Here is a 21,573-nt window from a genome sequence, read left to right as displayed (position 1 = left end):
GTATGAGTTCCGCGACCGATGTGGTGATCTGCAACCCTCTCCGCACGCCGGTGGGCCGGATGGGCGGCGCGCTGGCGGCCCTCACCGCCGCCGAGCTGGCCACCCTGACCCTGCAGGAGCTCGCGGGGCGCACCGGACTCGGCGAGAACGACGTCGACGACGTCATCCTGGGCAACGGCTACGCCAACGGCGAGGCCCCGGCCATCGGGCGGATCGCCGCGCTGGATGCCGGTCTGGGCACCGGGGTTCCCGGTCTGCAGATCGACCGGCGCTGCGGTTCGGGCCTGCAGGCCGTGCTCTACGCCGCGGGACAGGTCGCCACCGGCGCTGCCCGGCTGGTGGTTGCCGGTGGTGCCGAATCCATGTCCAACGTCGAGCACTACGCCCTCGGGCTGCGCACCGGCGTGCGCCAAGGTGGCATCGAACTGCGCGACCGCCTCGATCGCGCCCGCGAAACAGCAGGCGGCACAAGCCATCCGATCGCAGGCGGAATGATCGAGACCGCCGAGAACCTGCGCCGGGAATACCGCATCACCCGCGAGGAACAGGACGCGCTGGCGGCCCGCTCCCATCACCGCGCCGTGGCCGCTCACGACGCAGGCCGGTTCGCCGACGAACTCGTCGCCGTCACCGTCCCGGGTAAACGCGGCAGGCCCGACACCGTGGTCGACCGCGACGAGCATCCGCGGGCCGACATCAGTGCGGAGAGCCTCGCGTCGCTGCGCGCGATCCGCGGCAAGCTCGACGCTGACGCCACTGTGACCGCGGGCAACGCTTCCGGTCAGAACGACGGGGCGGCCATGTGCCTGGTCACCACGCGCGCCGAGGCCGAAAAGCGGGGGCTGACAACCCTGTTGGCGTTGCGCGCCTGGGCGGTCAGCGGCTGCGCCCCCGAGAAGATGGGTATCGGCCCGGTCGCCGCCACCGCCGCAGCGCTCGACCGCGCCGGGCTGACCCTCGACGACATCGATCTCATCGAACTCAACGAGGCCTTCGCCGCGCAGGTGCTGGCCGTGTTGGCCGAGTGGAAGGTCGACCCGCTCGACGACCGGCTCAACCCCAACGGCTCCGGAATCTCGCTCGGACATCCGATCGGCGCGACGGGCGCCCGCATCCTGGCCACCGCGGCGTATGAGGCCCGTCGGCGCGACGCGCGGTACATGCTGGAGACCATGTGCATCGGTGGCGGACAGGGCCTGGCGGCGGTGTTCGAGGTGACCAAATGAGCAGCCGGCGAGGAGCGAAGGCGGATCGCGCATGAGCACTGTTGACGTCCACGCCGTGGTGACCGGTTCCGGCCCCGCGGTGGTGCTGTCCAACTCGCTGGGTTCGACCCACCGCATGTGGGACGCCCAGCTTGCGGAACTGGAACAGCATTTCACCGTGGTGCGGTATGACACCCGCGGGCACGGCGCGTCGCCGGTGCCCGACGGTCCGTACACCATCGACGATCTCGCCGACGATGTCGTCGCCCTGCTGGACCGGCTCGGAATCGAACGCGCGCACATCGTCGGACTGTCACTCGGTGGCATGACCGCGATGCGGCTGGCTGCCCGCAACCCCGAGCGCGTGGCCCGAATGGTGTTGCTGTGCACCGGTGCTCAGCTTCCCCCGGCCCACGCCTGGACCGATCGGGCCGCCACGGTGCGGTCCGAGGGCAGCCACGCGGTCGCCGCAGCTGTGGTGGACCGCTGGTTCACTGCCGGCTACTCCGGCGACCGCGCCCCCTGGGAGGCCATGGTCGCCGCCACGCCCGCCGAGGGGTACGCGGGATGCTGCGAAGTCATCGCGCAACTCGATCTGCGGCAACAGCTTTCGTCGATCACAGCGCTGACGCTGGCCATCGCAGGCGCCGACGACCCGGCCACTCCGCCGGCCAAGCTCGAAGAGATCACCAACGCCATTCCCGACGCCAAGCTGCTCGTCGTCGAGCACGCTGCCCACCTGGCCAATGCCGAACAACCCGGCACCATCACCCCCGCCCTCATCGCACACCTGGAGCAGTCATGACCCTCAACAAAGTGGTCGGCTCGGCCGCCGAAGCGGTCGCCGACATCCCTGACGGCGCCAGCCTGGCTGTCGGCGGGTTCGGCCTCGCGGGGATCCCGTGGTTTCTCATCGAGGCGCTGCTGCAGCAGGGCGCCGGGGACCTGACCATCGTGTCCAACAACTGCGGTGTCGACGGCGCCGGGCTGGGCCTGCTGCTGGAGGCCCGTCGGATCAGCCGCGTCATCGCGTCCTATGTCGGGGAGAACAAGGAGTTCGCCCGTCAGTACCTGGCCGGTGAACTGACCGTCGAACTCACCCCTCAGGGCACGCTCGCCGAGCGAATGCGCGCCGGCGGCAGCGGAATCGGCGCGTTCTTCACGCCGACGGGCGTCGGCACGATGGTCGCCGACGGTGGCCTGCCGTGGCGGTACCACACCGACGGCAGCGTGGCGCTGGCCTCACCGCCCAAGGAGGTGCGCACCTTCGGCGGTACCGAGATGGTGCTGGAGGAAGGCATCGTCACCGACTACGCCCTGATCCGCGCGGCGGTCGTGGACAAGGCCGGCAACTGCAAATTCCACGCCGCCGCACGCAATTTCAACCCGCCCGCCGCGATGTCGGGCCGGGTCACCGTGGTCGAGGCCGAGCGCGTCGTCGAGGTCGGCGAACTGCACCCCGACGAGGTGCACCTGCCCGGGATCTTCGTCAAGCGGATCGTCGAGCTGACCTCGCAACAGGCCGCCCACAAGGACATCGAAAAGCGCACCACCCGCACCCGAGGAGCCGAGCGATGAGCTGGAACCACGATCAGATGGCCGCCCGCGCCGCACTTGAGCTGCACGACGGGGACTACGTCAACCTGGGCATCGGCCTGCCCACCCTGATCCCTGACCACCTGCCCGACGGCTCCGATGTCACCCTGCACGCCGAGAACGGCATCCTGGGAGTCGGACCGTTCCCGTACGACGACGATGTGGACCCTGACCTGATCAACGCGGGCAAGCAGACCGTGTCGGTGGTGGCAGGCGCGTCATACTTCGACTCCGCAACAAGTTTCGCGATGATCCGTGGCGGCCATGTCGACGTCGCGGTGCTGGGCGGCATGCAGGTGGCCGGCAACGGCGACCTGGCCAACTGGATGGTGCCCGGCGCCATGGTCAAGGGCATGGGCGGGGCGATGGACCTGGTCAACGGCGCCGGCCGCGTGATCGTGCTGATGGACCACGTCACCAAGAAGGGTGCGGCCAAGCTGGTTTCGGCCTGTGATCTGCCGCTGACCGGCAAGGCCGTGGTCAGCCGCGTGATCACCGACCTGGCGGTGCTCGACGTCACCGGCAACGGATTCGCGGTCGTGGAGTTGGCTCCCGGCGTCACCTTCGACGAGGTGGTCGAAAAAACCGCGGCGCCCGTTGCCGATCAGCGCCGCAGTGCGACGAGCTCGGCACGCGAACGCACACCCAGCTTGGCGTAGATCCTGGTCAGGTGGTACTGCACGGTTTTCGGTGAGACATAGAGCTCGGCCGCCACCTCACGGTTTGACAGGCCTTGGGCGACAAGTGAACTCACTGCATCCTCCTGAGGGGTGAGCTCGACGCTGTCGCGGGAGCCGCGCATCAGGTGCAGGCCGCCGGCCTTGAGTTCACGCTCGCAGCGCTGCACATAGGTCTCGGCGCCGAGGGCCAGGTAGATATCGCGGGCCGTACTGATGACCGCGTCCGCCTCGCGGCGCTTGCCGGCGCGGCGCAGCGTCTGCCCGTAGGCGAAGTTCACCCGTGCGGTGTCGTAGCGCAACGGCAACCCGTCCAGCAGCTGCAGGGCCCGCTCGAACGCGGCCCGGGCCGCGGGCAGATCCCCACGGGCCCCGAGCAGCCGGCCGCGCGCGTAGCCCAGCCGCGCCATCGCCGACCGGTGCTCACGCTCGACGGCACGCTGTTCGTGTGGCCGCAGAAACTCATCGGCGGCATCGAGGTCACCGCCGAGCACCATGGCGTTGGCCAGCATGTCCGGCCAGGGCCAGTACCCCGGTTCGGTCAGCGACGTGCCGGCGGCCATCGCCGTCAACGGCTCGAGCACCCGGCGCACCTTGGCATAGTCCGCGTCGGCTTCGGCGACGTAGGCGCGGGCCAACAGCACCGGGATCTTCATCATCTCGTAGTCCTGGGTGACCACGTCGGCGGCCCGCACCGCGGCATCCGCATCGGCCCAATCTCCGCGCAGCGCATGGATTTGCGTGGCCGTCCATTCCAGCAGCGGGGTGACGATCGCGATGCCGCTGGTCTGCGCGAGCGTGCGCCCGGACTCGACACTGGCCAGGGCTTCGTCCCAGTCGCCGCACACGAACTGGACGCGGGCCAGCCAACCCAACGCCCACAACGTGATCCGGGTAGAACCACCCAAAGCGGCTGTCGCGACGGCAGTCTCAAGGTTGCTGCGGGCCGTCTCGACGTCATCGCGGATGAACTGTAACCAGCCGCGCCCCATCGTCACCCGCTGAGCCTGAGCGCCGTGCGGCAACCGCGCGGCCACCTCGTCGTAGGCCGCCGTCGCCTGCGCCGGATGTCCGGCAGCGGCCAGGCCGAGCCCGCGGATCGCGGCCGATTCGATTCCGGCGGGCGAATCGGGATGGGCCAACCGCAGCGCGGTGTCGGCCCATTCGACCACCTCGTCGCCGCGGCACCGCACCAAAGTGTGCAACACGTACCGCTGCGCGATGAGCGCCGCGGTCTCGGGGTCACGGTCGACGTTGACGATGTCCCACGCCCGGCGCAACCGCACCTCGGCTTCGGTGGCGCGGCCCCGCAGTATCGCCAGATACGCCAAAACCGCATTGCGCAAAGGTGTTTCGCGCAGACTTTCCACCGCGGGCACCAGGGCCGCCGCGGCGCCGCAGTCGCCCGCCGCGACCAGGGCGTCTACTGCGAGAGTCAGCCGCTCGTCGCGCACCAGCCGGTCCGGGGTGAGCCGGCTGGCCTCCCGGAACAGGGTCGCCGCCGACGCCCAGGATCCCGCCGCGCCGCGTTCGCGCGCCAACCGATCGACGTCGGCTGCCAACTCGGCGTCGAGTGTGGGAGTGGCCGCCACCAGATGCTGCAACCGGGCCACCGGATCCCCGACGATGTCCGCCGCGTGCCGGTGGGCTGCGCCGGCCGCGCGCACCCCCATGATGTCGAGCAGCGCCGCGCGGGTCATGGGATCACGCAGCCGCGGTTCCAGCGGCGACACCCGGTCGAGCAGCCCCGCGCCGGCCGCGTCGTCGATGGCGCCGCGTGGATCGGTCAGCCCCGCCAGCTCAGCGGTCTCGCCGAGCGCGACACCGGCGTCCTGGACCGTTTCGAGGACGGCCAGGGCATCGACCAGCGCCCGGGCCTCGGGTCCGCACCGGGCCAGCATGTCCGCCACCTGGGCCGTCACATGCGCCGGGGCCGGCAACGACGCGTCGGGCCGAGCCCAGATCGACCCCGGCAGCTCATCGAGCAGTGCCAGCACGTCACGGGGATTGCCCGCGGTGTGTTCGGTGAGCACCTGAGCCATCGCCGGGTGCAGGGCCCGGCCCCGGTCGGCGGCCAGCTCGGCGACCGCATGCCGACTCAGTCCTTGCAACCGGAAGCGGTCGGCAGCCAGATCGGCGATCGGCTGCGGTGGAGCGTCGGCTCCGGTGGCGATCACCACCAGCACGGGAAGCTCGCGCTGGTGCCGCACCAGCGTGGAAATCGCTTGCAGGGACAGTGAATCGGAGTGTTCGGCGTCGTCGATGAGCAGTAGCGTGGGCTCCGGGCCGCGCAGCAGGTCCACCAGATGCGCGGCGGCGTCCACGGGATCGTCGGGGAAGTCGTCCTGCATCAGCTGGGCCAGTACACCGCCGGGCAGATCGGATTCCCACGCCGCCGCGCCCGCCCACCTGGCCCGCTCGTGCCGCGTAGCCAGTTCCCGAAGCAACGCCGTTTTGCCGATGCCCGGCGGCCCGAGCACCGCGACGACCGCGGCGCCGCGGGCGACGGTCGATGCGAGCCGGCCCGACAGGTCGGCGAGATCCCCGTCCCGGCCGACGAAGCCGGTGGACCCTGCAGGCATCGTCACATGGTAGGTCGGTGCTTGTCGGAAATTCGAGCGACAAGCGCCAGGACGCCGCGTTTACTGTCGAACCGTGTACCTGACCGTGTCGACCACCCACCGTCCCGCCACCGACCTGGGCTATCTGCTGCACAAGCATCCCGACCGGGCCCAGCGGTTCGAGGTTGCGGGCGGTGTCGCGCACGTGTTCTACCCGCAGGCCACCGACGAGCGGTGTACCGCAGCGCTGTTCTGCGATATCGACCCGATCAACCTGGTTCGGGGCAAGCACAACACCGCGTTCACCCTGGGCCAGTACGTCAACGACCGGCCGTACGCCGCAGGGTCATTGCTCGCGGTGGCAATGGGCACCGTGTTCAGGTCCGCGATGAAGGGGATCAGCGCCAAGCAGGACCTGGCCGATGCGGCCATCCCGCTGGAGATCGGCGTGCCCGCGCTGCCCGGCGGCGCGGCCCTGGTGCGCGATCTCTTCACCCCGCTCGGTTGGCAGGTCGAGGCACAAACCCCGCCGCTCGACGCCGCGTTTCCCGAGTGGGGCGACTCGCCGTACGCCGACGTGCGCCTGACCGGCACGCTGCGGCTCTCCGATGCGCTCAAACACCTCTACGTGCTGCTGCCGGTGCTCGACGATGCCAAGCACTACTGGGTCGGCGACGCCGAGGTCGACAAGCTGCTGCACGCGGGGGAGGGCTGGCTGGACACCCACCCGTTGCGCGAGGTCATCAGCCGCCGCTATCTGAAGCACCGGCGGGAATACGTCGATGCCGCGCTGGCCCGGCTCAGCGACGACGCCTCCGCCGAACCCGCCACCGCTCGGGTGCCATCGGAATCCCTTGCCGCGCAGCGCCGTCGCCGCGTCATCGAGCTGCTCACCGAGCTCGGTGCCGCCCGGGTCGTCGATCTGGGCTGCGGGCCGGGGGCGTTGCTGCGTGAGTTGGTCACCCACGCCCAGTTCATCGACATCCTCGGCGTCGACGTGGCCTCCGCCGCCCTCGACGCCGCGGCCCGGTCCTTCGAACGTGCCGGTGACCGGGTCAGGGACCGGGTCACCCTGCGGCAGTCCGCGCTGACCTACGCCGACCCGAGCCTGGCCGGATACGACGCGGCGGTGCTCATGGAAGTCATCGAGCACGTCGACGAAAACCGGTTGCCCGCACTGCACTACGCGGTGTTCGGGGTGGCGCGTCCGCGTGCGGTCGTCGTCACCACCCCCAACGCCGAGTACAGCGTGCGGTTCGACGCGTTGCCGGCCGGGCAGTTCCGGCACGCCGATCACCGGTTCGAGTGGAACCGCGCCGAATTCAGTCGCTGGGCCGCCGAGGTGGCCGACCGGTACGGCTACACCGTGCGGTTCGAACCGATCGGGCCGCAGGATCCGGACTTGGGACCGCCGACGCAGGCCGCGGTGTTCGAGGTGACGGCATGAGGCTCGCGATCCCCGACATGTCCCTGGTGGTGCTGGTCGGTGCGTCCGGATCCGGCAAATCGACGTTCGCCGCCAAGCACTTCCGGCCCACCCAGGTGCTCTCCAGCGACACCTTCCGCGGCCTGGTGTGTGATGACGAGAACGACCAGTCGGCGTCGCAGGCGGCCTTCGATGCGCTGCACTATGTGGCAGCCAAGAGGCTGCAGGCCGGTCGCGTGACGGTCGTCGACGCCACCAACACCCAACGCAATCTGCGCAAGGAGCTCATCGAACTCGCCCGCGCCCACCACGTGCTGCCGGTGGCGATCGTCCTCGACGTACCGGAGTCGGTCTGCATCGAGCGGACGCGGGCCCGCGCCGACCGCGGTTTCGGCGACGGGGTGGTACGCCGTCAGCGCGACGAACTGCGCCGCAGCCTGCGCAACCTCGAAAAGGAAGGCTTCCGGCGCGTGCACGTGCTGTCCTCGGTGGACGAGGTGGACGCCGCCGAGATCACCATCGAACCACTGCTCAACGACAAGCGCAGCGAGACAGGGCCGTTCGACATCATCGGCGACGTGCACGGCTGTCGTGCCGAGCTCGTTGAGCTGCTCACGACGCTGGGCTACGTCGTCGGATCCGGCGGCGCGAATCATCCCGACGGACGACGCGCGGTATTCGTCGGAGATCTCGTGGATCGCGGCCCCGACACCGCTGGCGTGCTGACCCTGGTGATGGACATGGTCGACGCCGGAAATGCGTTGGCAGTGTGCGGCAATCACGAACAGAAGCTGCTGCGCGCGTTGCGTGGACGCAAAGTGACGGTGAGCCACGGCCTGGCCGAGACCCTGGAGCAGCTCGCGGCGCAACCCGACGAGTTCCGCGAACGGGTGCGGGACTTCTGTGATCGCCTGGTGGCCCACTATGTGCTCGACGGCGGCAAGCTCGTGGTAGCCCACGCCGGGCTGCCGCAGCACTATCACGGCCGGGCGTCCGGAGCAGTGCGCAGCTTCGCGCTGTACGGCGACACCACCGGCGAGACCGACGAATACGGCCTGCCCGTGCGTTATCCGTGGGCCGACGACTACCGCGGCTCGGCCACCGTGGTGTACGGGCACACCCCGACGCCGGTCGCCGAATGGATCAACAACACCATCTGCCTGGACACCGGGTGTGTGTTCGGCGGCCGGCTCAGCGCGCTGCGCTATCCGGAACGCGAGGTGGTTTCGGTTGCAGCCCAACGCACCTGGTATGAGCCGGTGAAACCGCTGCAGCCCGCCATCACCGAAGCTGCCGCCCTCACCCTCGCCGACGTGACCGGGCGGCGCGTGATCGAGACGGGCCAGTTGGGGCGCATCACCGTGCATCCCGAACAGTCCGCCGCCGCGCTGGAGGTGATGAGCCGCTTCGCCGTTGACCCGCGCTGGTTGCTCTACCTGCCGCCCACGATGAGCCCACCCGACACCAGCACCCGCGACGGTCTGCTCGAGCATCCCGACGAGGCGCTGCGGGCGTACCGCAATGCCGGTGTCGAGCAGGTGATGTGCCAGGAGAAGCACATGGGTTCGCGCGCCGTGATTTTGGTGTGTCGGGATTCGGGCAGGGAGCGTTTCGGCGTCGACGGGCCCGGCGTCGTCCACACCCGCACCGGGCGGGCGTTCTTCGACCCCGGGCTTACCGAGCCGTTCCTGGACCGGGTCCGGACCGCGGCCACTGCGCTGTTCGATGAGCTCGACACCGATTGGCTGTTGTTCGACGTCGAGATCATGCCGTGGACCGCCAAGGCGGCCGGCCTGGTCACCGGGCAGTACGCGCCGGTCGGGGCGGCCGCTGGCGCGGTGCTGGCGACTGCCGGCCAGGCGCTGGCCGCCGCCGCCGACCGGGGCGTCGACGTGGCAGAACTGCTGGAGCGCACCAGGTCACGCGCTGCCAATACCGACGGCTACCGTGCGGCGTACCGCCGCTACTGCCGGCCCACCAGCGGCCTGACCGGAGTCACCGTCGCACCGTTCGCGCTGCTGGCTGCCGAGGGCCGGTCATTCGCGACGCGTCCGCACGACTGGCACCTGGCGATGGCCGACCGCCTCGCCGCGGCCGACCCGGACCTGTTCGTCACCACGCGGCGGCTGACCGTGCACACCGGGGACGACGCCTCGGTCGCGCAGGCGTCCCGGTGGTGGGAGGAACTCACCGCGTCCGGTGCGGAGGGCATGGTGGTCAAGCCGGCAGCGAACCTGGTGCGAGGACGAAAAGGCCTGGTGCAACCCGGGATCAAGGTGCGCGGCCGGGAGTACCTGCGTATCATTTACGGCCCCGACTACACCGAAGACCGGCATCTGACACGGCTGCGGGAACGCAACCTCAACCGCAAACGGTCGCTGGCACTGCGGGAATACGCCATCGGCATCGAGGCACTGGACCGTGTCGCGGCGCGAGAACCGTTGTGGCGCATCCACGAATGCGTGTTCGCGGTGCTGGCGCTGGAATCCGACCCGGTAGACCCCAGGTTGTGATCACGGTTGCAGCAGCACCTTGATGGCGCGGCGGCGTCAGGTCGCCATGGGCTGCAGCCGAGCGCCGTCGAAGAACGCTGAACCGAGATAGACCAGTGGTGCCGCGTCGCTACTGCGGGCGTTGAGAACGCGTCCGAAAAAGACGGTGTGGGTCGAAGTTCGGACGCGCATGGTGATCTCGGCTTCCAGATGTGCGCAGCTGTCGTCGATGATCGGGCAGCCATGTTCACCGAAATGCCAAGCCAGTCCGGTGAACTTGTCCGGCGACTTGGTGGCAAATCGCCCGGCAACGTCGAGTTGGTCTCGGCTGAGCAGGTTTACCGCGAAGTGGTCGGCACCGAACAGCGCATCGTGGGTCGTGGATGATTTGGCGACGCAGACCAGGACCATGGCGGGCGTCACGGTGACGCTGGTGAAGGCGTTCAGTGCCAAGCCGCGCGGTTCTCCGCCGTCGCCAGTTGTCACGATGGTGACTCCGGTGACGAACTTCCGGTGGAAGGCCTTGATCTCGTCAGTCGTCGGTCCGGCGCCGCGGCAGCTCATCATGCCTACCAGAGGTTGACGACGCCGAGATCTTGGAACAGGTCTGCGCCGCACCATGATTCCCACTCTTCGGCGACTTTGCCGTTGAAGATCCGAGAGAATGTCATCCCGGTGATGATGACCTTCTTGCGGGTGATGGGCAGATCGTAGAAGGCGCCCTGGTGGGTGCCGACGGCCTTCCAGCGGGTGGCGACCGTATCGCCCTCTTGGAGCATGTGCCGAACTTCGGTGTGCAGGTCGGGAAAAGCGTTCCGGGACAGCGTGATTGTCGCTTTCATATGCTCCTTGTCGGTGCGTTCGTCACGGCCGTGCCGGACATAGTCGTCGGTGAGCACATCGTCGAGGATGTCGACGTCGCCGGTGTTCCACACCTCTTCGAGCACGCGGCGGACCAATGCCTTGGCCTCGATGTGGTGATCAGCCACGGCGGACTCCCACCGCGTGCAGGTAACGCCGCGGTACGGGTGGCTCACACACCGGTAAGCCATGCGTGGCGGCGAAGGCTTCGGCGCCGGCGGCATCCAGCGTCTCGCCGTCGTTGCCGATCAATCGGCACACCACCGCAACCGGAGGGTGCCCGGCCGCCGCAACGAGGTCGACGGCGAGTTCCCACGGTCGTTGCTGTGACACGAAGCCGTTGTCGGAACACCGGATCGGCATGACGTGGCCTGGGCGGACCACGTCGGCGGGAGTGGATGTCGGGTCGGCGAGGACCTGAAGCGTGCGGGCGCGGTCCCGGGCGCTGATGCCGGTTGTGATGCCCGCGGCGGCGTCGACGGCCACGGTGAATCCGCAGCCACTGTTTTCCGACGGTGATACCCACTGGTCCGGGATCTGCAGTTGATCCAGACGTGAGGCGGTCATCGCGGCATGGATCAAGCCGGACGAGTGTCTGATGGCGAAATGCAGTTGGTCGCTGGTCGCTGTGGCTGCCGCGAAGGCCAGGACAGCTCCACCTCTAGCGGGGAGAATCGCCGGCTTTCCGCGCGTGAGGGCGACACACACCGGATGCCAACGGTCGGGCAGAGCCGTCGAAGGAGGTTTCCAGGCGGTGAGCATTGCGAGTCCTATCGAGTGTGTGTGCAGTTCCGGCGGTGCAGATCGGTGGCCGTTCGGGGAGCGCCACTGGTGGCGAGCCGGGGTGATGTTGTATCAAGATAGCGCTTTACGGTCATGTGCGGAACACTGATTGCGAAATCAGGTCTTGTTAGATGTCTATCGTGCGTATAACGTTCATCAGCGACTGAATGTTAGGTGGCTCACGTCGTTTCGTCGAAGTCGGCGGCGTCGCAGGCTGCAACCGGGAAGGAAGACGATGACAACGAGCACCACGGGATTCGCATCCCTGGTCAGCGCGGAGGCGCTTGCTTTCGCCACCGATGTGCACGGATGCTTCATCGACGGTCAGCGCATCGTCCCAGCAGGCGCCACGATCGATTCGATAGATCCCTCCACCGGGTCGGTCATTACGCAGATCGCCGACGCGGATCCGGTCACCGTCGACCGCGCGGTGACGTCCGCGGCCGCGGCATTCGCCGGTGACTGGGGTCGGCTGACGCCGGGGAAGCGGGAAGCCGCCTTACATCGGCTCGCGGATCTACTCGAGCAGCACTCCGCCGAACTCGCCGAATACGACGCGCTCGAGGGTGGCAAGCCCGTGAGCTACGTGGAAGCGGTCGACGTGCCGCTGGCGGTCGAGCAGTTTCGCTACTACGCGGGATGGCCGACAAAGCTCACCGGCGATGTGGTTCCGGTCGACACCCCAAGCGCTCACGTGTACAGCCGCAAGGTGCCGTTGGGTGTGGTCGGCGCGATCACACCATGGAATTTCCCGCTGTGTCAGGCGGCGATCAAGCTGGCGCCTGCGCTGGCTGCCGGTAACACTGTGGTGCTCAAACCGTCTGAACTGACGTCTCTTTCATCACTGCGGTTGGCCGAGCTCGCGATCGAGGCCGGCCTTCCGCCCGGCACCATCAACGTCGTCACCGGGCAGGGGTCGTCGACCGGCAACGCGCTGGTGACCCATCCGGGCATCGCGAAAATCTCATTCACGGGCTCCGAACGGGTGGGACGCGTCCTCGGCGCCGCGGCGGGTGGCTCCCTCAAGCACATCTCGCTCGAACTCGGGGGCAAGAACCCGAACATCATCTTTGCCGATGCCGATATCCCAGCGGCCGCGACCGCTGCGGCAACCACCGCCTACTTCTATTCGGGCCAAGTGTGTTTCAGTGGCTCCCGGTTGATGGTGGAACGGTCGGTGCTCGACGAGGTTCTGGAGATCGTGCAGCGCTACGCCCAAGCGCTGGTCATCGGACCGGGCCTGGACCGCGCCTCGACGTTGGGCCCGTTGGCGTCGGATCAGCACCGCGACAAGGTGGAGAAATACCTCGACTCGGTATCGGCGACGAAGGCGTCGATACCCTTCGGCGGCTCGCGTATCGCCGGCGACGGATACTTCCTGGAGCCCACCGCCGTTGTGGGTGCCGCCGACAGTGATGCGGTGATCACCGATGAGATATTCGGCCCGGTACTGAGCGTGCAGACCTTCGACTCGGTCGATGAGTTGATGATCCGGGTCAACAGTGCCAACTACGGACTCACCGCCGGAGTGTGGACCAACGATGTTCGCAAGGCGCACACGGTTGCCCAGAATCTGCAGTCCGGTCTGGTGTGGGTCAATACGTACGCCGACTACCACGCGGCGGCACCGTTCGGCGGCTTCAAGAACTCCGGCATCGGAAAAGACTGCGGCTTCGACGGCTTGGCGAAATACCTTGATACTCAGACCATCTGGATGTCGCTGGCATGACCGCAACCAGGCCCTGCGTTTCGCGGCCGAATCGGCTTGTAGTGCAGACCCAGGTAAAGCCACGACTGAGCCTCGATCACGCCTTCGATGGTGCGGATCTCTTCATCGAGAATCGACAGCAGCTGTTCGCCGGTGCGGGCCACCACCTCGGCGAGAACATCGCAGCGGCCCGCCGTGATCGCCACATACGACACCGACGTCAGGTGGGTGAGTGCCTCGGCGACGACCTGGGCGCGACCACTTCCGCCGACGCGCACCGCAACCCAGCTGGTGAATCGATGCCCCAGCCTCAGCGGGTTCGCGATGCACATCACGCGCACCGCGCCGGATTCGACCAATTTGGCGTAGCGGAATCGGATCTTGGCCTCCGAGACGCCCAGTGCGGTGGCGATGTCGCGCAGTGGAGCGCGCCCGTCGGCGGCCAGGTAGGACACGATCGCGCGGTCGGTGTCGTCGAGTGGCCGCGGCCGAACCCCCGAGGTGTCCTCACGCTGTGCGGAGAAGCGTGCCTGTTGGTAATGCAGTCGCAAATAGGGCAGCAGTTCCACCGACCGGACTCCGGGTACGGGTCGGATCTGGTTGGTGGCCACAGCATTGAGCTGCGCGATGTCGTCGCCTACCAATTCGACCTCCATCGCGAACGGCCCCGTGGTCACGCTCACGTAGTCCGCCTCGGGCAGGTTGGCGAGCTCGGCGGCGACTTCGCTCGCGGGCCGCTGCCCGTCCGTGGTCACCAGCGCGAGCGCCATGCCACCGAAGCCCAGCGAGGCCGGGTCCGTCACTGCCGCAATGGTGATGTACCGCTGTTCGACGAGCCGGGACACCCGGCGGCGCACCGTCTTTTCGGTGACGGCGAGCCGCCGGGCCACCTCGGCGAACGGAACCCGGCCATCGCGCTGGAGCTCATCGATGAGCGTCAGGTCCAAAGCGTCCAGATCGGTGCCGGCCTCATCGGCGCCACCCATGGAACCACCGTTGGCGTGACGTCCGGCCCACGACGAGGCCTCGGCTGCAGGCATGCCCGACACATTACTCGAAACCACTGACCGAATTTGCCCATCACGCCCACCAGTGAAAGGAAAAACTAAATGCGTGTAGGACTGCTACAAGAGGGCGATCTGACCGGCACCACCGCCGCTGACCGCTATCACCAGTTAATCGACGAGGTGGCACTGGCCGACCAATTGGGATTTTCGACCTGGGGTACTTCAGAACAGCACTTCAGCCCGCCGAGCTTTTCGATCGCGGCACCGGAGGTACTGTATTCTGCGATCGCCATGCGCACTGAACGCATCACATTGCGCACGATGGCGTCAGTGATGTTGAAGTGGAACCATCCAATTCTCGTTGCCGAACGATTGGCGACCCTCGACATCGTGTCCAAGGGGCGCGCCGAGGTGTGCACCGCTCGGTCCAACAACCTGACCACGCTGGCGGCCTTCGGTGTCGATCCCTCCGAGACCCGCGATCAGTGGGAAGACGGCATGGATGTACTGATGAAGGCCATGACGGCCGAGAAGCTCGAACACCACGGCCCGATCTGGCAGATCCCGGCGGTCGAGGTTGTCCCCAAGCCCTACACCAAGCCGCATCCCGCGGTTTCGGTGGCGGCTTCCAGCGTCCAGAGCCATGCCAATGCGGGTGCGCGCGGCATCGGGTCGATCACGTTCGACAACTACTTCGGGTTCGATTACTTGCAGGAATGTCTCGACGCTTACCGTGCCGCGTTCGATGAAACCGACCACTCGGCTGTGTTGGCGCCCAACGACTACCGCGGTCTGTATGTGGCGACTGCCTACTGCGCCAAAGACCGCGACCAGGCCCGGGCGATCGCACGCGACATCGCGATGGATTACTTCAAGTTCATCTTGAACCTCTACATCCCGCTGTCGAAGAACCCGGGATATACCTACCTGGACACCCTCGAACAGCTCATCGAACACCAGGAAGACCTCGACTGGCTGTGCGAATACACGCCGTCGGTCATGATTGGCACACCCGATGACTTCATCGAACGCATCAGGCGGCTGGAGATGATGGGAATCGACGAGGTGCTGCTGCGGATCGACGGCGTCGGCCACGAAAACATCAAGAAGTCGCTCGAATTGATCGGTCACGAGGTCATTCCCGCGGTCGATCCGACGGCAGCCAAGAAATAGCGACGCGGCTGACAACCGGAAACGAGAAGTCCATGTCTGAGCCCATCTCGGAGGAACTGCGGCAACGCTGCCAGCTAATTCTCGATCAAGAAGATCAAGGCGTCCCACTTGTCAAATCGGACTATGTATTGTTCGCCGTCGCCACGGTGATCATCCCGGTAATTCTGATCGCCATTGGAGTGCTGTTGTGACTATCGGTGACTACAAGCTGGCCGAGGAGAACGGCTGGCCGCTCATGCGCTCGGAACGCGGCTTCGGCAAGCTTGCGATCTTCCTGGCGGCATTTTCCGCGGCAATGGCCACCTGGTGTTTCACGATCGGGGGATTCGTCTCCAATTACCTCACCGCGACGCCTGGCACATTCGCACTGCTCGGTGGTTCGCTGCTGGGCATCCTTCTGGTCACTCTCGCGACCTTGCCGATGTGCTCGAAGTACGGCATCGACTCGGTGGTTGCCAGCCGGGCCCAGCTGGGCACCCGCGGGTCGTATGTGTCGCTGTTCCTGGTGTACGCCTCGACGATGGGCTGGAACGTCATCCTGTTCATCTATAAGGGCCGCGCCATCGCCGAACTGCTGGTCACGTTCGGGATCATGGACCGCAAATACTGGAACCTGTGCGTCGCCGTCGTGGGTGTACTGGCAGTGTTCGTGGTTCTCGACTTGATCCGCAAGGGGCCGGAATACGTGCGCAGCCGCGGGCCGATCATCGCGATCATCGTCGCGGTGATGAGCATGGTCGTACTCGGCCTGCTCGTCATGCGTGTCGGTGTCCACGGCGTCCTCGATGCCGTCGCCGTGGCCCCCTACGGCACCGCCGCAGGCAACTGGGCCAGCGCCCTGGAAGTTCTGATCGCCGTCAACCTGTCGTGGTGGCCCTACATCGGAACTATCGTGCGCACCAGTCCCAGTGCGCGGCAGTCGTTGTGGCCGGTCGTCGTCGGATTCGGCCTCGGTGTGGGGATCGGCTCACTCGTCGGCCTCTACACCGGCCTGGTGGTCAAAGACTCCGGTGGTGACCCGACCTCATTCCTGGTCGACCAGGGCGGTGTCATCATCGGAATGATCATGCTGGGTTTTCTGCTGATCGCCAACGTCGGTACCGCGATGATGGGCATCTACGCGTCAAGCCTCGCGGTGAGGCAACTTCCCAAGGCGGACAGGCTGTCGTGGAAGTGGACGATTTTCCTGGTGTCGCTGCCGGCGATGGTGGTGGTCGGTTTCTTCGCGGGCTCCGCGGAGTCGTTCTTCTCGATCTTCCTGGCATTCCTCGGTGTCGCGTTCGCGCCGCTGTGTGGCATCCAGATCGCTGACTGGTTTGTGCTGCGGCGCCAGCGGTTTGACGTGCTGTCTCTGTACCTGCCCGGCCGTTCATCGAAGTACTTCTACGTGGCGGGGCTCAACCCTGTCGGATTTGCCGCATTCGCCGCGGGTATCGGCACGTACATCTATCTGCTTGACCCGGTCACCTACGTGTACCGCACGCCGTTTCAGTACACGACAGCCTCGTTCCCCGCGGCGATCAGCGCCGGTGTGGTCTACATCCTGGGCACCCTGCTGTTTCTGGCGCCCCGCCGCTCGGGGGGCTACGGCAGCATGCGCTCGACGCGTGCGGTAGCCCCGCAGGCTGCGGACACGCCTGCACCTGCCACGTTGACCACCACGGAATGAATCCTGCGCAGTCACCCGCATTTCCTCGAAAGGCATTGCCATGCATGACGTTATCGTGCTCTACAATCGGCCGGCGGCCCCGGACGCGTTCGATGCGTACTACCGCGACACTCACATTCCACTCGTTCACAAGCTGCCCATGCTCCGCGAGTTCTCCTGGGGCAAGGTCACTGACCAGGATTCGCCGTTTTACGTCCTGGCCCGATTGAGCTATGCCTCCAGCGAGGACGCTGCGGCGTCCTTGACCTCGGTACCCGGTAAGGCGGCGGTCGACGATTTGGCCAATTTCGCCGACGCGGGCGTGACTGTTCTGAACGTCCCGCGGCATGTCTGAGGGCGCCGTGACGGCCATTCGCGCCGACAGGGTGATCACGTTGGGGCCCAAGGAGTTCGATGGGCCCGGTGTGGTGATGGTCAAGGACGGTCTCATCCACGACGTGGTGCCGGCCGCCGAGCTGGACAGGGCCGACTGGGACGAGGTGGTCGATCTCGGCGCCAAGGTGCTCATGCCTGGATTCGTCGACCCGCACGCCCACGCCGAGGTGGCCGCCAAGGCTGCCTACAGCATGGTCGACGTCCGTGCGCCGGGCTGCTCAACGGTGGCAGACGTGTTGGACACCTTGCGGGACAATCTGGACAAGACGCGCGACGGATGGCTGGTGGGGCAGGCGAATCTGTTCTTCGACCAGAAGCTGGCCGATCGTCGTTTCCCGACCCGACGCGAACTCGATTCAGTCAGCAGTGACATCGCGATCGCGATTCGCGCCGGCGGCCACTTGAGCATCTTGAACAGCCGCGCGCTACAGCTATCCGGCATCGATGCCGGATACGAGGCGGTGGACTACAGCATCACCGGAAAACCGGCGGTGCATCGCGACGTAAGTGGTGAGCCCACCGGTGTCGTCACCGAAATGGACAAGTTGTTGCCGTTCCCGGGCCTCGACCGCCAGCACGCCGAGCGGGCCGTGGAGACAGGTATCCGAGAGTTGTTCACCGTCAACGGTGTTACCACAATCGGCGAAATCTCCGACTCGCTGACACAGGGGCTGGAGCTATACGACGCCGGCATCTCGGCGGGGCGAATATCAGCCCGCATCCACATCTATCTGTGGACCCCGGGGACGGTGACGTTGGAACAGGCCTGTGATCACCGCCAGTGGGCCACCCTGGCAAGTGATCCCAGCCGTCTGCGGATCCAGGGAGTCAAGGCCTTCGCCGATGGTGGATATTCAGCGGCGCGCGCTGCGCTCTCGCGACCATATGCGCATGGCGACGGCCACAACTGCGGCGAAATCGCCCTGTCCACAGCGGAGATCGTCGAACTTGCGCAACGCACTCAGGACGCCGGGCTGCAGCTGGCCGTGCATGCAAACGGGGACCGGGCGCAGTTAGAGGTGTGCCAGGCGCTGGCCTCGGTGAAGCGGCGGGGTGACGGCCCGCGTATCCGCATCGAACATGCCGGCAACTTCGTACCCGACTACCCGGCGCTCACCTCGGCATGGAAGGCCGCTGGAATCGTGCCGGTGCCGCAACCGGTGTTCATCTACAACTTCGCCGAGTTCATCCCCGACTACGTCGGCGAGTACGCCCGTCAGCGGCAGTTCCCGCTGCGGCGATTGATCGACGACCGCTGGCCGGTGTCCGGGAGCTCCGATGTCTGGGTGGGTTCGGAGATCGGTCAGACCAACCCGTTCCTGTCGATTGCGAGTGCGGTGTCGCGGCGTACCTTTCACGGCCTGCAGCTCGATACGGCCCAGCAGGTCACTGTCTATGAGGCGCTGCAGATGCACACGCTCGGCGGCGCATACGCGCTCGGCGAGGAACACACGCGCGGCACACTCGAAGTCGGCAAATTCGCCGATCTCATCGCACTCGACCGAGACCCACGTCAGGTGCCCGCCGATGAGCTCTGCGAAGTCACCGTCACCGACGTATTCCTCGCCGGAGAACCCGTATTCAGCAGGAGCGAACAATGAGCATCGCGGCCGCAGCGATCACGGCTGCAGCAGCACCTTGATGGCGCGGCGTTCGTCCATGGCGCGGTAGGCCTCGGCGACGTCGTCGAGCGGCATCACGGTGTCGAACACCCGGCCCGGGTCGATGGTCCCGTTGAACACCAGCTCGATCAGGTGGGGCAGGAACCGGCGTACCGGTGCCAGGCCTCCGTTGACGCCGACCTGGCTGCGGAACAGCGTGGTGCCGTCGATGGTGACCCCGTGCGGCACCCCGACGAACCCGACGGTGGCGCCCGGGCGCGCCGAGGCGATCGCCTGGTCCATGGCGTCGCCGGTCCCGACGCATTCCAGCACGGCATCGGCCCCGATGCCGTCGGTCATGTCCTTGATCTTGGCCACGCCCTCCTCGCCGCGTTCCTCGACGATGTCGGTGGCGCCGAACGCGAGGGCCAGCTGTTGGCGCGGTGCGTGCCGGCTCATGGCGATCACCCGTTCCGCCCCGAGTTGCCGCGCCGCGATGACCCCGCACAACCCGACCGCACCGTCACCGACGACCGCCACGGTCATGCCCGGCGCCACCCGGGCGGCGTCGGCGGCGAACCAGCCGGTGCCCATCACGTCGGAGGACGCCAGCAGGCTGGGGATCAGGTCGGCCGACGGCTGTTCGGGGGTGGCGACCAGGCTGCCGTCGGCCCACGGCACCCGCACCGCTTCGGCCTGACAGCCGATCATCGGTTTCGCGTTCAGGCAGTAGGTCTGAAAACCGTTGCGGCAGTTGGGGCAGGTGCCATCAGAGGAGAAGAAGGAGCCGATCACGAAGTCGCCCGGTTTCACGGTGGTGACAGCGTCGCCGACCGCTTCGACGACCCCGCAGTACTCATGGCCGAACGGCCTGGGCTTCGGGGTCTCGTTGATGCCGCGATAGTTCCACAGGTCCGACCCGCACACGCAGGAAGCGGCGTTGCGCACGATCGCGTCCGTGGGTTCGACGATCGTCGGTTCCGGCAGTTGCTCCAGCCGGACGTCGCCCTTGCCGTACATGACCGCTCCGCGCATGATCGTTGTCTCCCTTACCTTGTCGGTGCCGATTACTTACCGTCGATGTAACGCCATGCGCCGCGGCGGTCCCGGTCGAACCGGCTGCGCTCATGCAGGATGTGGCGTTTGCCGTCGTGTTCGTACTGGGCGCGGAATTCCACCACGCCGGTCTCGTCGTCGGTGCCGCCCGCGTCGGTGTCGACGATCTGCAGCCGGCGCCACACGATGCCGTCGTCGAGGTCCAATCGCTTCGGCCTGGTCTCGGGATGCCAGGTGGCGATCAGATAGTCGGCGTCTCCGAGAGCGAACGCGCTGAAGCGCGACCGCATCAGTGCCAGCGCCGTGGCGGCGGTGCGTTCGCCGCGGTGCAGCGCGCCACAGCAATGCCCGTACTCCTCACCGGATCCACACGGGCACGCCTGTTGCATCGGCCGATTATCCCAACCCGTGGCGGACCGGTGCCACTGCTGCGGAAATCCGGTCCACCAGGGATTCCATCTGCGCGGGGTGCCGGAGCCGGTCGGGCACCCAGGCCAGCGCGATTTCTGCTGGCGGCCAAGTATTCTCGTCGATGGGGATGAGGTCGAACTCCGGCGGGGAGAATATCCTGCCGATCGCCGACGCCGGAGCGTAGCTGACGACGGCCACCAGGTGCCGGTTGAACACCTGGGTGGCCATCTCCAATTCCCCGCCGAGCTGACTCGTGGTGCGCACGATGCGGGTGACACCACGGGCGTTGAGCCGACGGGTCAGACCGGCCAGCACGACGGGATTCGGCCGGGCGAAGTCGATCACCACGTCGCGGTCGCGCAACGCCTCGATGCCGACCATCTCCTGACCGGCCAGCGGATCGTCGAAGCGTACGGCAATAGCACCTTGATAGGTGGCGACGATCTTGTGTCGCAGCCGCCGGTCGGACGAGGGGAGGTGGATCAGCCCCAGGTCGATGTGCCCGGAGACCAGCTTCGCGGTGACCTCCGCGGCCGAACCCGGCACGCTGAACTCGGTCGGTTCGGGCTGCCGGGCGACCGCGGTCTCCAACTGCGCGAGGAAATCCGACGGGGCATACGCGGTGGCTCCGACGCGAATGGGCGTGGTGCCCTTGGTGATTTGTTCGGCCGTCTCCTTGAGCTCGTCGACCTGACGGAGGATGTCGCGGGCCGGGCCCAGCAGTTGCGCGCCCAGCGTCGTCAGCCGCACCTCGTGGTAGGTGCGCTCGAACAGTTCGCCGCCGAGCTCCTTTTCCAGCAGCTTGATCTGCTTGCTCAGCGGCGGCGGCGTGATCATCAGCCGGTCCGCGGCGCGTTTGAAGTGCAGTTCCTCGGCGACCGCCACGAAGTAGCGCAGGCGGGTGAAGTCGATCTCCATCGCCGCTACGCCCGCCGATCCATTGGTGCTGTGATGTCCCGAATCCTACGAGAC

The 21,573-nt window shown here is 66.9% G+C and carries 20 protein-coding genes; 12 read left to right on the top strand and 8 right to left on the bottom strand.

What is annotated here, in order from left to right; translation table 11 throughout:
* Positions 1 to 2: 2 nt before the first annotated feature.
* Genes BTO20_RS25865 through BTO20_RS25850 form a run of 4 tightly spaced genes read left to right on the top strand, consistent with a single transcriptional unit; the run spans position 3 to position 3,460 of the window.
* Positions 3 to 1,226: an acetyl-CoA C-acetyltransferase gene (locus tag BTO20_RS25865; RefSeq protein WP_087078877.1), complete on the top strand. Its 1,224-nt coding sequence runs from the start codon at positions 3 to 5 to the stop codon at positions 1,224 to 1,226.
* A gap of 31 nt (positions 1,227 to 1,257) precedes the next feature.
* Positions 1,258 to 2,010 carry a 3-oxoadipate enol-lactonase gene (pcaD, locus tag BTO20_RS25860; protein ID WP_087078876.1) on the top strand — a complete coding sequence of 251 codons (753 nt, stop codon included), beginning with the start codon at positions 1,258 to 1,260 and terminating at the stop codon, positions 2,008 to 2,010.
* Complete coding sequence (locus BTO20_RS25855; protein WP_087078875.1) at positions 2,007 to 2,783, top strand: CoA transferase subunit A; 777 nt, start codon at positions 2,007 to 2,009, stop codon at positions 2,781 to 2,783. Before pcaD ends, BTO20_RS25855 begins: the two co-directional genes overlap by 4 nt.
* Entirely contained in the window at positions 2,780 to 3,460 is a 681-nt protein-coding gene (locus BTO20_RS25850; protein ID WP_087078874.1) for a CoA transferase subunit B, read from the top strand. Before BTO20_RS25855 ends, BTO20_RS25850 begins: the two co-directional genes overlap by 4 nt.
* On the opposite strand, the gene BTO20_RS25845 is transcribed toward BTO20_RS25850, so the two are convergent.
* Positions 3,406 to 6,060 (bottom strand): helix-turn-helix transcriptional regulator, encoded by a 2,655-nt coding sequence (locus tag BTO20_RS25845; protein ID WP_087082674.1) that lies wholly within the window; start codon positions 6,058 to 6,060, stop codon positions 3,406 to 3,408. The genes BTO20_RS25850 and BTO20_RS25845 overlap by 55 nt on opposite strands.
* 73 nt (positions 6,061 to 6,133) lie before the next feature.
* Between BTO20_RS25845 and BTO20_RS25840 the strand changes: the two genes are divergently transcribed.
* Positions 6,134 to 7,486, top strand: coding sequence for a 3' terminal RNA ribose 2'-O-methyltransferase Hen1 (locus BTO20_RS25840; RefSeq protein WP_087078873.1), 1,353 nt, complete (start codon positions 6,134 to 6,136; stop codon positions 7,484 to 7,486).
* Positions 7,483 to 9,978: a polynucleotide kinase-phosphatase gene (locus BTO20_RS25835; protein ID WP_087078872.1), complete on the top strand. Its 2,496-nt coding sequence runs from the start codon at positions 7,483 to 7,485 to the stop codon at positions 9,976 to 9,978. Before BTO20_RS25840 ends, BTO20_RS25835 begins: the two co-directional genes overlap by 4 nt.
* Before the next feature lie 36 nt (positions 9,979 to 10,014).
* On the opposite strand, the gene BTO20_RS25830 is transcribed toward BTO20_RS25835, so the two are convergent.
* From BTO20_RS25830 to BTO20_RS25820, 3 genes are read right to left on the bottom strand one after another with little or no spacing between them, the layout of a single operon-like run.
* Positions 10,015 to 10,521 carry a flavin reductase family protein gene (locus BTO20_RS25830; RefSeq protein WP_087082672.1) on the bottom strand — a complete coding sequence of 169 codons (507 nt, stop codon included), beginning with the start codon at positions 10,519 to 10,521 and terminating at the stop codon, positions 10,015 to 10,017.
* A gap of 5 nt (positions 10,522 to 10,526) precedes the next feature.
* Positions 10,527 to 10,946 (bottom strand): ester cyclase, encoded by a 420-nt coding sequence (locus tag BTO20_RS25825; protein WP_157680325.1) that lies wholly within the window; start codon positions 10,944 to 10,946, stop codon positions 10,527 to 10,529.
* Complete coding sequence (locus BTO20_RS25820; RefSeq protein ID WP_087082670.1) at positions 10,939 to 11,580, bottom strand: 3,4-dihydroxy-2-butanone-4-phosphate synthase; 642 nt, start codon at positions 11,578 to 11,580, stop codon at positions 10,939 to 10,941. Before BTO20_RS25820 ends, BTO20_RS25825 begins: the two co-directional genes overlap by 8 nt.
* Positions 11,581 to 11,836: 256 nt before the next feature.
* On the opposite strand from BTO20_RS25820, the gene BTO20_RS25815 reads away from it, so the two are divergent.
* On the top strand, positions 11,837 to 13,330 hold the full coding sequence (locus tag BTO20_RS25815) for an aldehyde dehydrogenase family protein (RefSeq protein WP_087078870.1): 1,494 nt from the start codon (positions 11,837 to 11,839) through the stop codon (positions 13,328 to 13,330).
* Here the strand turns inward: BTO20_RS25815 and BTO20_RS25810 are convergent.
* Positions 13,303 to 14,349 (bottom strand): Lrp/AsnC family transcriptional regulator, encoded by a 1,047-nt coding sequence (locus BTO20_RS25810; RefSeq protein ID WP_232490849.1) that lies wholly within the window; start codon positions 14,347 to 14,349, stop codon positions 13,303 to 13,305. The genes BTO20_RS25815 and BTO20_RS25810 overlap by 28 nt on opposite strands.
* Positions 14,350 to 14,418: 69 nt before the next feature.
* Here BTO20_RS25810 and BTO20_RS25805 point away from each other — a divergent pair, with 69 nt between their 5' ends.
* The 5 genes from BTO20_RS25805 to BTO20_RS25790 are packed head-to-tail and all read left to right on the top strand — an operon-like array spanning position 14,419 to position 19,134.
* Positions 14,419 to 15,489 carry an LLM class flavin-dependent oxidoreductase gene (locus BTO20_RS25805; RefSeq protein WP_087078869.1) on the top strand — a complete coding sequence of 357 codons (1,071 nt, stop codon included), beginning with the start codon at positions 14,419 to 14,421 and terminating at the stop codon, positions 15,487 to 15,489.
* Positions 15,490 to 15,521: 32 nt separating this feature from the next.
* Positions 15,522 to 15,680 carry a hypothetical protein gene (locus BTO20_RS39505; protein WP_157680324.1) on the top strand — a complete coding sequence of 53 codons (159 nt, stop codon included), beginning with the start codon at positions 15,522 to 15,524 and terminating at the stop codon, positions 15,678 to 15,680.
* Positions 15,677 to 17,158 (top strand): cytosine permease, encoded by a 1,482-nt coding sequence (locus tag BTO20_RS25800; RefSeq protein ID WP_087078868.1) that lies wholly within the window; start codon positions 15,677 to 15,679, stop codon positions 17,156 to 17,158. Before BTO20_RS39505 ends, BTO20_RS25800 begins: the two co-directional genes overlap by 4 nt.
* Before the next feature lie 40 nt (positions 17,159 to 17,198).
* Entirely contained in the window at positions 17,199 to 17,492 is a 294-nt protein-coding gene (locus BTO20_RS25795; protein WP_087078867.1) for an EthD family reductase, read from the top strand.
* Complete coding sequence (locus BTO20_RS25790; RefSeq protein WP_087078866.1) at positions 17,485 to 19,134, top strand: amidohydrolase; 1,650 nt, start codon at positions 17,485 to 17,487, stop codon at positions 19,132 to 19,134. Before BTO20_RS25795 ends, BTO20_RS25790 begins: the two co-directional genes overlap by 8 nt.
* Before the next feature lie 18 nt (positions 19,135 to 19,152).
* On the opposite strand, the gene BTO20_RS25785 is transcribed toward BTO20_RS25790, so the two are convergent.
* From BTO20_RS25785 to BTO20_RS25775, 3 genes are read right to left on the bottom strand one after another with little or no spacing between them, the layout of a single operon-like run.
* Positions 19,153 to 20,169, bottom strand: a complete 1,017-nt coding sequence (locus tag BTO20_RS25785; protein WP_087078865.1) for a zinc-dependent alcohol dehydrogenase family protein — start codon at positions 20,167 to 20,169, stop codon at positions 19,153 to 19,155.
* Between the two features lie 32 nt (positions 20,170 to 20,201).
* On the bottom strand, positions 20,202 to 20,579 hold the full coding sequence (locus tag BTO20_RS25780) for a YchJ family protein (protein WP_087078864.1): 378 nt from the start codon (positions 20,577 to 20,579) through the stop codon (positions 20,202 to 20,204).
* A 7-nt stretch (positions 20,580 to 20,586) separates the two neighbouring features.
* Positions 20,587 to 21,519, bottom strand: a complete 933-nt coding sequence (locus BTO20_RS25775) for a LysR family transcriptional regulator (RefSeq protein WP_087078863.1) — start codon at positions 21,517 to 21,519, stop codon at positions 20,587 to 20,589.
* Positions 21,520 to 21,573 lie beyond the last annotated feature (54 nt).

The organism is Mycobacterium dioxanotrophicus (assembly GCF_002157835.1).
Lineage (GTDB): Bacteria > Actinomycetota > Actinomycetes > Mycobacteriales > Mycobacteriaceae > Mycobacterium > Mycobacterium dioxanotrophicus.
This window is presented reverse-complemented; position numbering and strand designations above follow the sequence as displayed.

Bases quoted from the DNA above. Each gene is read 5' to 3' on its own strand.
- BTO20_RS25815 (WP_087078870.1), top strand. From the start codon at position 11,837: ATGACAACGAGCACCACGGGATTCGCATCCCTGGTCAGCGCGGAGGCG.
- BTO20_RS39505 (WP_157680324.1), top strand. From the start codon at position 15,522: ATGTCTGAGCCCATCTCGGAGGAACTGCGGCAACGCTGCCAGCTAATT.
- BTO20_RS25775 (WP_087078863.1), bottom strand. From the start codon at position 21,519: ATGGAGATCGACTTCACCCGCCTGCGCTACTTCGTGGCGGTCGCCGAG.
- BTO20_RS25820 (WP_087082670.1), bottom strand. From the start codon at position 11,580: ATGCTCACCGCCTGGAAACCTCCTTCGACGGCTCTGCCCGACCGTTGG.
- BTO20_RS25780 (WP_087078864.1), bottom strand. From the start codon at position 20,579: ATGCAACAGGCGTGCCCGTGTGGATCCGGTGAGGAGTACGGGCATTGC.
- pcaD (WP_087078876.1), top strand. From the start codon at position 1,258: ATGAGCACTGTTGACGTCCACGCCGTGGTGACCGGTTCCGGCCCCGCG.
- BTO20_RS25830 (WP_087082672.1), bottom strand. From the start codon at position 10,521: ATGAGCTGCCGCGGCGCCGGACCGACGACTGACGAGATCAAGGCCTTC.
- BTO20_RS25805 (WP_087078869.1), top strand. From the start codon at position 14,419: ATGCGTGTAGGACTGCTACAAGAGGGCGATCTGACCGGCACCACCGCC.
- BTO20_RS25795 (WP_087078867.1), top strand. From the start codon at position 17,199: ATGCATGACGTTATCGTGCTCTACAATCGGCCGGCGGCCCCGGACGCG.
- BTO20_RS25810 (WP_232490849.1), bottom strand. From the start codon at position 14,349: ATGCCTGCAGCCGAGGCCTCGTCGTGGGCCGGACGTCACGCCAACGGT.
- BTO20_RS25865 (WP_087078877.1), top strand. From the start codon at position 3: ATGAGTTCCGCGACCGATGTGGTGATCTGCAACCCTCTCCGCACGCCG.
- BTO20_RS25790 (WP_087078866.1), top strand. From the start codon at position 17,485: ATGTCTGAGGGCGCCGTGACGGCCATTCGCGCCGACAGGGTGATCACG.
- BTO20_RS25845 (WP_087082674.1), bottom strand. From the start codon at position 6,060: ATGCCTGCAGGGTCCACCGGCTTCGTCGGCCGGGACGGGGATCTCGCC.
- BTO20_RS25835 (WP_087078872.1), top strand. From the start codon at position 7,483: ATGAGGCTCGCGATCCCCGACATGTCCCTGGTGGTGCTGGTCGGTGCG.
- BTO20_RS25850 (WP_087078874.1), top strand. From the start codon at position 2,780: ATGAGCTGGAACCACGATCAGATGGCCGCCCGCGCCGCACTTGAGCTG.
- BTO20_RS25855 (WP_087078875.1), top strand. From the start codon at position 2,007: ATGACCCTCAACAAAGTGGTCGGCTCGGCCGCCGAAGCGGTCGCCGAC.
- BTO20_RS25785 (WP_087078865.1), bottom strand. From the start codon at position 20,169: ATGCGCGGAGCGGTCATGTACGGCAAGGGCGACGTCCGGCTGGAGCAA.